The organism is Mycobacterium shunyiense, from assembly GCF_058270075.1.
The window spans coordinates 780,727-792,547 of sequence record NZ_JBZDPU010000015.1 but is presented as its reverse complement, the minus strand read 5'-3'; the positions used below and the strand labels follow the sequence as shown (position 1 = coordinate 792,547).

The window sequence follows — 11,821 nt, the reverse complement described above, 5'->3', positions numbered from 1 at the left end:
TTCAGGACCTACGTCCGACAACGAGATAGGCCACGGGCAGCACGCCGGAGGTGGTCAGCATCCCGAGGGCGCTGCCCCACAACCACTTCGGTCCGTTGATCCGGCTCGCGTCGCGGCCGGCGAGGTCACGCAGCGCCCAGGCCCGCAGGCCGGCGTCTACCGCCGCCACCGCGATCACGGCCGTCTTGGCTCTAGGGGTCAGGTCATTCCACCGCTTCTTGGCCACGAGCGCGTTCCTTTCGGGTGAGGGGCATCGGAGTCCAAGGTAATCGCTCAATCCCGCCAATCAGGAGCCCGGCCCGACGACCTTCGTCACCGTCGACGTCGACGTCGCCTGCCCGAGCCACGACTACTGAACGGCTATGGGCTGGTGGGCATCGTCGTCACCGGCGAGCCACCGTAACTGCCGCTCCCAGAACCACTTCCACCACCGAAGAGGCCGCCGCCCGACGATCCGCCACTGGATGACCCGCCACTGGACGAGCTACCGCCGGACGACGAGCCACCCCCATATGGGGACTCACCTCCACCAAACGGCGACTGCGGCGCCACCGTCGTCACCGGAGCCTGGTAGGTGGGCTGTTCGACCGGTGCCGTGTAGGTCGGCACGGTGTGGGTCGGTACCTCGATGGGAGGTTCCGACGTACGGGTCGGCGCCACCGTCGTGGTCGGCGGAGCCACCGTCGTGGTCGGAGGCGCGGTCGTCGTAGGTGGTGCCGTGGTGGTTGGCGGCGCAGTCGTCGTAGGCGGTGCCGTGGTGGTGGTTGGCGGCGCAGTTGTCGTCGTCGGGGGAGCCGTCGTTGTCGTGGGCTGCGCCGTCGTGGTCGTCGGCGGTGCCGTGGTGGTGGTCGGCGGGGTCCACGTCGGCACCGTCGGCCACACGACCGGTGGAAGCGGGATCGGAACGGGCACCGGAATCGGGATGGGCACCGGCGCGGGTGGAGCGACCGGCGGGGGAGCCGGCTGAACCGGGGGCGCGGCCGGAGGTACCACCGCAGGTGGCTGGTTGACCGGCTGGTTGCCGGTGTCCTGGCGCACCTTCGGTGCTGCCGGAGCAGCGGGCGGCGGGGTCAGCACCGAGACGGGCAGTGCCACCGGATCCGGCTCGTGCGGGACCGGCGGTAGGTAGTTGCCGGGCACCGTCGCCGCCTGCTGGGTGGGCGCAGGCTGTGCGCGCACGTCGGCCGTCGGCCGGACGTTGATCGCGACCGCGGTGGCCAGCGTGGCGAAGCTCACCACGACGAAGGCCAGGGCGCTGCCCATCAGCAGCATCCGTGGCGGCGGCGGTGCGATGACGGTCGTGTAGTCGGGGTCATCCTCCTGCTCGGGGATGAACTCGTTGACCGCGTCCATCGGCATCTCGTCGGCCCACGGCTGGTCCTCGGGGTCCTGCGAGTACGCCAGATCAGGTCCGACGGCCGCGGAATCTGCGGGGGCAGGTGCCATCTGGGTGGCCTCGGCGGCAGGAGCCATCGGTGCCATCTGCGTCGCGTCCGAAGCCGGTGCCATCTGCGTGGCATCCGAAGCCGCGGGGGCCATCTGGGTGGCATCCTGTGGCACCCCGACGACGGGCGCCATCTGGGTGGACGCACTCGCCGGCGCGAGGTCGTCGACCAACTGGGCCGCACCCCGGGCGATGGCATAGCCCGCATCCGGTGCCACCTCGATCGGTGCCGTCGAACGAAGCTCTGCCGCAACAGAATCAAGATCGAGTCGCTGTCCGACCAACAGCACCCGGCTGGGGGAGTCGTCGGCGGACACCCGCTTGAGCACTGCCGCGCACGCAGCGGCGGCCCCGGCGGTGCCGATCGGGATGGTGGCCAACGTCGAGCTCGGCGCGGCATCCTCTTCGCCGACCACGGTGAGCGACACCGTGTCATCGTCGGCCACCAGCAATGCGGCGTCAGCGCCCACACTGCGGGCCAGGGCCGCGGCGGCCTCGGCTTCCGCCACCACCTCGACGTTGGGCACTCCGGCGTCGAGCACGGTCTGGCGCAGCGTGTCGGCGGCCGTCTCGTCGGGCAGGCACAGCCGGGTCGCGGCAACCTGGTTGCCCGACTCGGTCACCGCGCGGTAGGTGCCGATGATGGTCTCGGCAAGCTCCGACATCTCGGCCACGAAGTCATCGGGCAGGTCGAGCGCGTACTGATCCAGAACCTGGCCGCCGCTCGCGGGCGATCCGATCATGGCCAAGCGCGCCACACGCCCGGTGACCGCCACCCCGAGGACTACGTCCACGGTTCTTCTCCTTGCTTTGTGCATGTTGTACGGGCCCCGACAGACAAATCCAAGCTACCGCACAGCCAGGGCCTACCTTGGTGGCCGAACGACCGCGGCTGCCAGCACTGCTTGTGCGCCGGAGCAAAAGTGAGCACGCTGGTTGGGTCCGTTGCGATGTCACTCATAGAGAGGAATCGGTACGTGAGCGACGAGCGTTACGACGCGTCCGCCACCGTCCAGGTGGCGACCACGGCCGCGCCGGCGGCGGAGCGTCCTGGGCGGGTCGGCTACGTACCTACCCGGACCAACCGGGTACGTGACGGCCTCGCCGTGGCAATGCTCGTCATCGCGATGCTGCTCCCGTGGAACCTGGAATTCGGCGTCGGCGTGCCCGGCAGCGCCGGGTCGACGTTTGTGATGTTGGCCATCGTGACGGTGCTCGCGATCGCGGCCGCGCTGGCGCCGCACGTGGGACCGTTCCGCCTCGGCTCAAGCCATTCCGACGTGGGGCGTACCAGTCGCGTCCGGTTCGTGCTCACCGCCGCCTACCTGGTGGTGGTCATCTGTTTCGCCGGCTATCACGTGGTGCAGACGGTGAACGGAGGCGGCACCGGTGCCGTCCCGCCGGGGGTGGGTCCGGGCATGTTGCTCGGCGTCGCGGGCGCGCTGCTGGCCGGGCAGCCGCCCATCACGTCGATCACTGTCGAGGACAATCGGTTTCGACGCTGGTATGCCATTGCGCGGGTGATCGGTTTTCTGTCGATCGCGCTGGCGACGCTGTCGGTCGCGTTCAATCTCTACTGGCGGTTGCGGTACCTGTTCGTCGCCCAGGTGGAGTTCGGCGGGCACGACATCGCCGTCATCGTCACCACATTGCTCTACGGCGCGGAGGCGATGATCGCGCTCGTCATCGCCTCACGCTGGCTGACCGAGCGGACCGGGGCAGCCCGGCTCGCCACGACGGCCATCGGTGTCTCGGGCGCGGTCGCCGCCACCCTGGTGTGGCTGGCCGGTATCGGCCGTGACATCGATGCGTTTCACGGCATCGCCCAGAACACCTCGACGGCGGCGGTGGGCTACGAGGGTTACCTCGCCTGGGCCGCGGCCGCCGCGATCGTGGCGCCGACGACGCTGTACGCCGTCTTCCTGATCAGGCCGCCGACCATCGGCGCCTACCGCGGTGCCGCGCAGAAGTGCCTGACGCTGATCGCCTTCTGGGCGTTCGCGGCGGCGGCAGTGCGGGTCGTCGATTTCCTGATCGCCCTGTCGCTCGACCTCCCGCGCGCGCTGTACGACACGGTTGCGATGACGGTGTTCAACCTGGTGACCGCGCTGGTCGCGCGGTGGCTGCACCGCCAGCTCGACAGGGGGCTGACGTCGACGACCGTGGCCGCGGCCTTCAGCGCGGTGTTGTTCGTCTTCACCGCGGCGAACGTGGCCATCGGGGTGGCCCTGGCGCCGCGCTACTCCGGGCCGGCGCCCGCGGCGATCTACGGCAACAACCTCGCCCAGCAGATCACCAGCACCTTCGACGTCGCGGTGTGCGTGTTGAGCCTGCTCGTGTTGGCGGTCATGGTGTTCACCGGGCCGTTCGCCGGCTACCTGGTGCGCCGCCAAACCCGCGCGGCCAAGCCGGTGACGCCGGAACCTCCCACGGAGATCGTGCCGTCAAAGCCCGCCGCCGAGGTATCCGCACCGCCGACCATCGTTCGGCAGCCCCGGGCGGCGTCGGTGCCGAGAATTGTTCGTCTGAAAGAGGATTCGACGACCGTGCTCGCCGCCCCGCCGACCACCGATCTGCAGTTGCCGACACAGGCGCTGCGGATCCAGCGTCGTCCGCAGCGCCCGCCGTCGCAGGGCTAACCCGCGCGGTCGCTCCGGTGCTGTGAGGGGCGATGGCGCTGAGAGTGCTGGGATTTCGGGGCCTTCTTGGCCGAGCCGACCGTTGAACGGATCGCCGAGCGAACCGAATCCCGGTCGGAACCCTTCGCCCCCGGGACCGCATTCAACCGTGGCGCCACACCGGTGCGTGGCGAGTCCGGTTGGGTTCTGGTGGGCCGACCGACACGGCTGGGGGCGGTGGGCTTCGGCGCAGCGACGGGACTGCCGTTGTCTCCCTTGTCTCCCTTGTCGGCCTGGTCGGTCGCAGCGGGCGCAGCGTTGGGTGCGGCCTTGGGCGGAGTGTTGGGCGCGGCCTGGTCGGCATCACTCGGCTCTACGACCTTCTGCTGCGTCGGCGTCCTGGCACCGAGAGCTTGGAACACCTTCGCCAGCGGCCTGGTGGCGTCTGTCAATGCCGTCCCCACATCGACCACCACCTGTCGCAGCGCTTGTTCGAACGGTGAATCGCGCACCGGATCGGCCGGGTGCTCGGGCAGCGGGGTGTCCGGATCGGCGTCGGAGACGACGGGCTGGGGCAGGGTCGGAACATACTTTTCGCCGGCCAGGATCGCCAGTGATTGCTCGAACGCACCGGGCAACGCGTTCAGAGCTTCGTGGAACTGCTCTTCGGGGGCGATCCAGCTGAATTCCTTGACCCGGCTGGGGTCTGCGGTGCGGTCGTATCCCATTTCGACGAACACCCGCAGCACCGGGTCGATGGCATCGACGAAGCGTTCCGCGCCGATCAACGCGGCGGGTATGCGCAACGGCGCCAGCAGCGGAAGGTACTGGGGCAGCGTCACGTAGGTGGTGTTGCCGACTTGGGTGGTGACGGCGTTGGGGGCGTCCGGGTACTCCAGCACGTAGCCGGGGAAGGCGTGCTCAAAGACCTGCCCGGCAAGGGCGTTCGCGATGGACAGCACGTTGAAATAGGCCGGGAAATCGGCGATGCCGTCGTATTGATTCTGGTAGAACGTGGTTTTGAACGGGCTGTCCGACGGTCCCGGCCGGCCGAACGGGAAGATGTCACCCAGCACCGGCAGATCGCTCCAGGACGCGAAGCGGGCGAGGATGCCGCCGTTGGGCTGATACGGATCACCGAGCAGGATGAACTCGTAATTCTCGGCATTGGCCACATAATTCGGAATTTTGGCCATCTCGGTACGCGCGATCTCGAGGACCTGCGTGCCCTGCGATACGCCGATGATCGTCACCTTGTCGCCCGCCGGCGTCCTGGCGATGTCCTGCAGGAGGTAACCGGCACCGATCGCCTCGGACCGCTTCAAAGACTGTGTCCAGTACGGCAGGTCGGACCAACCCGGCAGATCCGAGATCACCGGGATGCTGATGCTGATCTGCGCCGGATAGGGGACCGTGCGGTACGAGTCGCCTTCGGGAACGATGCTGCCGTAGAAGAACATCGGGATGCTCAGACCGAACGCGTCGTAGGACGCCCCCACACCGAGGGTCGTTCCGGCCAGTTGCACCGCGGCACTGTAGGCGGCTGTCGGGGTGCTGACGGTGACCCCCGCCGATACCGCGACGACGACGCCGCCGGCGAACACCATCGCTCCCCACCGGCGTGCACGGCGCGGCGGCACCCCTCGTCGACCCCGACCCTTCATAGCCTGCACCTTTCCCCGATGTGGTGCTTACAGGGACCGGAAGTTACCAGCGAAAACAGCGGTCCACTGCAAGTTCGCGGCAACTTCTCGAACGGGGGTTGTGCCGTTCTTTCGGGAAATGACGGCCAAGAGTTGTTGCGGCAAACGAAGATTCGTCGACGGTGCTGGCAACACCGTCGACGAAATCCTTCAGGAGGCGGTGACGGCTAACTTGCGTGCGCGTTCGCGCGCTTTGAATTCCCTTCGCGCTGACCGTCTGCCGGGTGCGCGGGCTGCTTTGCGGCGCGCCTCGCTGATCGAACCGACGCCCGGTCGGAGCGATCGGTTCCCGACACCGCGCTCGCTCCCCGCTCACGGGTCGACGTGCGGTCGGGCGTGGTGCTCGGGTCGCGCTTCCCGGAACCGTCGGCATCCGGGACCGCTCTCAATCGTCGCTGCGCCGAATCGGTTTGGGGAGAATCTGTTCGCGCCCGCTGGTGCCGACTCAGTGGGCTGGGCTTCGGAGTGGTGTCGCTCTCGGTCTTGGCCTCGGCGTCGTCTTTGGCTTCGTCCTTCGCCACGGGGTCCGACTCGGCGGCCACCTCGGCCGTCACCCTGGCGGTCACCGGAGTGGTGCCGTCAGCCGGCTTGACGGTCTTCGGTGCCGTTGCCTCGCCGATGGCCTGCAGTACCTTCGCGAGCGGTCGGGTTGCATCCGACAAGGCCGCCGCCACGTCCTCCACCGAGTGGCGCACACCTTGCTCGAACGGCGAGGTGCCCACCGGGTCGATCGGATGTTGGGTCACCGGGGTTTCGGGTTCGGTGCCGGAGACGACAGGTTGCGGCAGCGTCGGGGTGTACTTCTCGCCGGCCAGGATCGCCAGTGACTGCTCGAACGCACCGGGCAACGCCTGCAGAGCTTCGTGGATCTTCTCGTCAGGGGTGATCCAGCCGAATTCCTTGACCTGGCTGGGATCTGCGGTGCGGTCATAGCCCATCTCGACGAACACCCGCAGCACCGGATCCATCGCGTCGACGAAGCGTTCCGCGCCGATCAGGGATGCGGGTATGCGCAGCGGTGCCAGCAGTGGAAGGTACTGGGGCAGCATCACGTAGGTGGTGTTGCCGACCTGGGTGGTCACGGCATTGGGGGCGTCGGGATGTTCCAGCACGTAGCCGGGAAAGACGTGCTGGAACAGAATCCCGGCGACGGCGTTGGCAACGGACAGCACGTTGAAATAGGCCGGGAAATCAGCGAAGCCGTCGTATTGGTTCTGGTAGTAGGTCGTCTTGAACGGGCTGTCCGACGGTCCTGGTCGGCCGAGTGGGAAGACGTCGCCGAGCACGGGCACATCACTCCACGAGGTGAAGCGGGCCAGGATGCCGCCGTTGGGCTGGTACGGATCGCCGATGAAGACGAACTCGTAATTGTCGGCATTGGCAACGTAATCCGGGTCTTTGGCCATCTCGGCGCGCACGATCTCAGCCACCTCGGTGCCCTGTGACATGCCGATGATCGTGACCTTGTCGTCGGCCGGTGTCTCGGCGATGTCCTGCTGGAGGTAGCCCGCTCCGATCTGCTCTGACCGTTTGAGCGAGTGCGGCCAGTACGGAATGTCGGACAGCCCGGGCAGATCGGAGATGATCGGGATGTCGAGGTTGATCTGCGCAGGGTAGGGGACGGTGTGGAACGAGTCGCCCTCGGGCACCGTGCTGCCGTAGAAGAACAGCGGGATGCTCAACCCGAATCCGTCGAACGAGGGGCCGACGCCGATCGTGGTGCCGACCAGCCGGACCGCCGCACTGTAGACGGCGGATTCAGTGCTGACGCTGACCCCGGCTGATACGGCGACGACCACTCCGCCGGCCATCAACATCGATCCCCAACGACGTGAACCGCGCTGCCGGCGCGCACCGCGCGACGACTCCCCCCGACCCCTCATCTGTTCCCGCTTTCCTCATGGTGGCGAGCGGCCGCCCTGATGGCACGGCCGAATCTCGGGCCCGCGACCAGCGTGTCAACAGGGAAATGTGACGGGCGCCACTTCGCGTGCTGCGGGAAAGTTACCAGCGGGTAGCGAGTTATGGCAAGAGCCACTTTTTGAAACAAGAACTCTTGTTGCAATGAGGGGTGCGGTTTCAGCGGGCCGTCGCTGCGATCCCGGCGCGAACCACCGAGACGAACGTCGTCATGGTGCCGATCAGGGTGTCGATGGTCGGCGGCGAGTCGCTCGTGGTCTCTCTTTGGTGCAACCAGTCGGCCACGCTCTCGAACAAACCGCCCACGGTCGACACCGCCAGGTCGTGGTAGTCCACCGCGCCGTTCTCGGGTAGGCAGGGAAACTCGCGTTGCCGCCACAGTTCTTCGAGAAAGGCAGCGGTCCAGCGCCGATTCTCGCGGCGGGCCCGTTCGACCCGCGGCGAGATCCCGGCGCATTCACCGAATGCCACCACGGCCACTCGGGGATCGTCGACAAGTGCGTGGGCGAACGCCGACAGCAGGCGATGGACGGTTTCGTCGGGATCATCGGGGGCGTCGGCCAGCGCTGCGACCGCCTGCTCCTCGATGCGCTCTGCGATCTGGGTCAGCAGGGCCAGGTAGCAGTCCTCTTTGCTGTCGAACACCTCGTAGAACGCCTTGTTGCCGACATACGCTGCCTGGCAGATCTGCTCGATCGAGGTGTTCGGGTACCCGTCGCGGGCGATCAACTCGAAGGCCGCCGTCAACAGTTGTTCGCGGCGATGGGCACGACGTTGCTCGGCATCGAGTCCGCGGATCGTGCGCTGCCCGCGGGGCTTCGCGGTGGGCTCCGGCGTTTCGTGCGCACCGGGGGCCACCGGCGGTCTACCCATGGGTTGCAGTGTAGTGGCGTCACCGGCACGCAGACCTTCGATGTGGACCTTCTGATGCCCGGCTCTGGTGACCGGCAGACGATGACCGCCCGGGTCGGCGGGTGTGCCGGCGGACCGCTGGGTTCCCGCATCGGGCGACAGTCGAGAGTTGTTGCGGGAAAGGCAATTCGGTCGGATATGCCGGACAGGATGAGGCTGAGCGGATGCCAAACGTCTTGGCCCACTTATTGAGAGTTCTCTTTGGTTCTTGAGGGAACTCTATGCTTCACATTCTCGGAGCGCGCCAGCAGCGCTGCTATGCCACAGTAAATCGGTGGGAAAGTTCGGAAGTGCCGGTTTGGTTGCCGTCATGGCGGGGGCGGCTTCCGTGATGGGCAACATGGCGATGCCGTCCGCCGCTGCGGCACCGTGCCCGGATGCCGAGGTGATATTCGCCCGCGGCACGATGGAAGCGCCCGGAGTAGGCGATACCGGCGACGCATTCGTTAACTCGTTGCGTGCCAACGTCGGCGCGAAATCGGTGGATGTCTATCCCGTCGATTACCCCGCCACGACTGACTTCCCGACTGCCGTCCAGGGGATCACCGACGCACGAGCGCGCATCATGACCACCGCCGCCACCTGCCCCGACACCAAGATGGTGCTCGGCGGGTTCTCTCAGGGCGCGGCGGTCATCGGCTTCGTGACGGCCAGTGTTGTGCCCGACGGGGTTTCAGTGGCCGACGTGCCTGCGCCGATGCCGCCCGATGTGGCGGATCATGTCTCGGCCGTGGCCTTGTTCGGCAAACCATCGCCGCGTTTCATGAAGGTGCTGAACAACCCCTCGGTGGTCGTGGGCCCGCGTTACACCGCGAAGGCCATCGACCTGTGTGTCGACAACGATCTGGTGTGCGATCCGCAGGGCAGGAGCTTCGGTATCCACACCCAGTACGCGGAAGCCGGCCTGGTGAACCAGGGGGCAGCATTCGCGGTGAGCAAGCTTCAGGACGACTGGGCGCAGGAGGCAGCTCAGCCGGTGCCGCCGGCCACGCTGGTGGGTACCGGACCGTCGCAGCCGTCGCGGGTGCAACCGGCCCAGCCCGCGCAGGCTCCGCCGCCCGCACAGCACATGGGCCCAGCCCCGCAGAACCTTCCAGGCCCGGCACCGGCGCAGAGTCCCACAGCGCCGACGCCTGCCGCACCCGGGCCGGTCGCACCGGGGCCGGCGGCACCGCCCCCGATTGCGCCGGTGTAGCCGACTAGTGGTGCGCGTTGTTGCCGAATAGGTAGACGCCGGTGTGGTGGCCGATGAAGTTGTTCGCGATGTAGAGCACTCCGACAACCACCACGACCAGCACCAACGCGAACATCACCCAGCTGAGGCCCACCAGCAGACGGCGCCGAGCCGAAGTCGCGGGCCCTTCGGCCACGCCCGCGATGTGTAGCCGGACGCCGATCGCGAACAGCGTGGGCACGGATGCGCCGACGGCCAGGCCGAAGAGCAGGATCTTGCTGACGGCCACGAGGTTGATCCAGTTGTTCATCGGAGTGCCCCGTCCCTACTTGCCCGCGGCCGTGCCGTCGACCGCGGTGAGGCTGCCCTGCCACGCGTCGTTGACGTTCTTGTGGTCGATCGGCGGTTTGCGTGACTTGAGCCAGATGGGCACTGTCGCGGCGACCAGGGCCAAGAACCCGACCAGTGCCCCGGCAAAGCCGCCGATCCCGTGCACCAGGAAGTAGGTCAGCGCACCCACCAGACCGGCCGCCGGCAGGGTGATGAGCCAGGCGGTGGCCATGTTGCGGGCGACGCCCCAGCGCACCTCGGTGCGCCGGCCCAACCCGCTGCCCAGGATCGACCCGGTGGCGACGTGTGTGGTGGACAGCGAGTAGCCGAAGTGGCTGGACAGCAGGATGGTCGCCGCCGAGGAGACTTCCGCGGCCATGCCCTGAGGAGCTTCGGTGTCGACCAGGCCCTTGCCGAGGGTGCGGATGACGCGCCAGCCGCCCGAGAGTGTGCCGAGGGCGATGGCGACGGCGCAGGCCACGATCACCCAGAACGGCGGCATGGTCGCGGATTCGTCGACGGCGCCGTAGGAGATCAGGGCCAGGAAGATGATGCCCATCGTCTTTTGGGCGTCATTGGTGCCGTGCGCCAGCGAGATGAGCGATGCCGAGCCGATCTGTCCGTAGCGGAACGCGGCGATCGTGCGGTCCTTGGGCAAGCCGCGGATCAAGCGGTAGACCAGCCAGCTGGCGATGCAGGCGACCACGCCGGCGATCAGCGGCGAGAGCACCGCGGGCACCATGACGGTGGAGACGACGCCGTGCCAGATCACGCCATGGCCACCGACCGCGGCGATCATCGCCCCGACGATGCCGCCGATTAGGGCGTGAGACGAGCTGGACGGGATACCGAGTAGCCAGGTGAACAGGTTCCACAGGATCGCCCCGACGAGTCCGGCGAACACCAGCTCCAGGGTCACCAGATCGGCATCGACCAGGCCCTTGGCGATCGTGGCCGCCACGGCAGTGGACAGGAAGGCGCCGACGAGGTTCAGCAATGCCGAGAGTGCTACGGCGGTACGGGGTTTGAGTGCGCCGCTGGCGATCGATGTCGCCATCGCGTTGCCGGTGTCGTGAAAGCCGTTGGTGAAGTCGAACATCAATGCGGTGAAGACGACGATGCACAGCAGCAGAAACTGTAACGACACGGTAAACAATTCTTGAACACAATCGCAACGAAAACCTAATTAACTGGCTGAGTTTTCGGTCACGTTTGGGCGCTCCAGGTAGAGCCCCGGAGATTGCGGTGGCGTGGTAGCGACCCGGTCAGCGCTTCGGGATGTCGATGCCGAGGAGTTTGAGCCCCTCGTTGATGTGCAAGTGGGCCTCGTCCATGGTGGCGCCCAACTTCGTCAGCCGGGTGGAACTGTTTGCCGGTGTCAATGCCTCGCACTGGTCGGCCATGCTGCGGAAGCCGTCGAAGCCTTCCCCCAGGGCGTTGTTGACCGCGACGTCGGGTCCGGGCAGGACCTTGGGTTGGACGGAGTCGACGTATTTACGCAAATCGGTGCACGCGGTGTGCAGTGCGCCGTAGTTGGTGACGGGCGCCGTCATCGCATCGCCGATCGGGCCCAGTTGAGTGCCGAGGCCAACGACCGCGTCGATGACGGCCTGCCGCCATTCATCGGTCACCGGGGCTGCGGTGGGCTTGCCTGCGACAGTGCAACCGGCGAGCACCGACGTAGCGGCCAGGACGGCAGCGATGTACCTCATATGCAGCG

Annotated in this window: 10 protein-coding genes; 2 read left to right on the top strand and 8 right to left on the bottom strand. The window is 67.2% G+C overall.

What is annotated here, in order from left to right:
- Window position 1: 1 nt before the first annotated feature.
- Entirely contained in the window at window positions 2–226 is a 225-nt protein-coding gene (locus AC4ELH_RS18075) for a hypothetical protein (RefSeq protein ID WP_498885790.1), read from the bottom strand.
- 134 nt (window positions 227–360) lie between these two features.
- Window positions 361–2,238, bottom strand: a complete 1,878-nt coding sequence (locus tag AC4ELH_RS18070; protein WP_498885788.1) for a DUF7159 family protein — start codon at window positions 2,236–2,238, stop codon at window positions 361–363.
- A gap of 183 nt (window positions 2,239–2,421) precedes the next feature.
- Between AC4ELH_RS18070 and AC4ELH_RS18065 the strand changes: the two genes are divergently transcribed.
- Window positions 2,422–4,083, top strand: coding sequence for a DUF7937 domain-containing protein (locus AC4ELH_RS18065; RefSeq protein WP_498885786.1), 1,662 nt, complete (start codon window positions 2,422–2,424; stop codon window positions 4,081–4,083).
- Here the strand turns inward: AC4ELH_RS18065 and AC4ELH_RS18060 are convergent.
- The 3 genes from AC4ELH_RS18060 to AC4ELH_RS18050 form a co-directional block, all read right to left on the bottom strand.
- A complete protein-coding gene (locus AC4ELH_RS18060; protein WP_498885784.1) occupies window positions 4,080–5,726 on the bottom strand; it encodes a PE-PPE domain-containing protein in 1,647 nt (548 codons plus the stop codon). The genes AC4ELH_RS18065 and AC4ELH_RS18060 overlap by 4 nt on opposite strands.
- A 206-nt stretch (window positions 5,727–5,932) precedes the next feature.
- A complete protein-coding gene (locus AC4ELH_RS18055) occupies window positions 5,933–7,648 on the bottom strand; it encodes a PE-PPE domain-containing protein (RefSeq protein WP_498885781.1) in 1,716 nt (571 codons plus the stop codon).
- A gap of 196 nt (window positions 7,649–7,844) precedes the next feature.
- Window positions 7,845–8,558, bottom strand: a complete 714-nt coding sequence (locus AC4ELH_RS18050; protein ID WP_055111525.1) for a TetR/AcrR family transcriptional regulator — start codon at window positions 8,556–8,558, stop codon at window positions 7,845–7,847.
- A gap of 313 nt (window positions 8,559–8,871) precedes the next feature.
- On the opposite strand from AC4ELH_RS18050, the gene AC4ELH_RS18045 reads away from it, so the two are divergent.
- Complete coding sequence (locus AC4ELH_RS18045) at window positions 8,872–9,792, top strand: cutinase family protein (protein WP_498885778.1); 921 nt, start codon at window positions 8,872–8,874, stop codon at window positions 9,790–9,792.
- A gap of 4 nt (window positions 9,793–9,796) precedes the next feature.
- Here the strand turns inward: AC4ELH_RS18045 and AC4ELH_RS18040 are convergent, their stop codons facing one another.
- From AC4ELH_RS18040 to AC4ELH_RS18030, 3 genes are all read right to left on the bottom strand, one after another.
- Window positions 9,797–10,081: a hypothetical protein gene (locus AC4ELH_RS18040; RefSeq protein WP_064956997.1), complete on the bottom strand. Its 285-nt coding sequence runs from the start codon at window positions 10,079–10,081 to the stop codon at window positions 9,797–9,799.
- Window positions 10,082–10,096: 15 nt separating this feature from the next.
- The gene (locus AC4ELH_RS18035) at window positions 10,097–11,200 is read right to left on the bottom strand and encodes an inorganic phosphate transporter (RefSeq protein WP_436971721.1); all 1,104 of its coding nucleotides are present in this window, start codon (window positions 11,198–11,200) and stop codon (window positions 10,097–10,099) included.
- A 166-nt stretch (window positions 11,201–11,366) separates the two neighbouring features.
- Window positions 11,367–11,813, bottom strand: a complete 447-nt coding sequence (locus AC4ELH_RS18030) for a hypothetical protein (protein WP_448443608.1) — start codon at window positions 11,811–11,813, stop codon at window positions 11,367–11,369.
- Window positions 11,814–11,821: the final 8 nt, after the last annotated feature.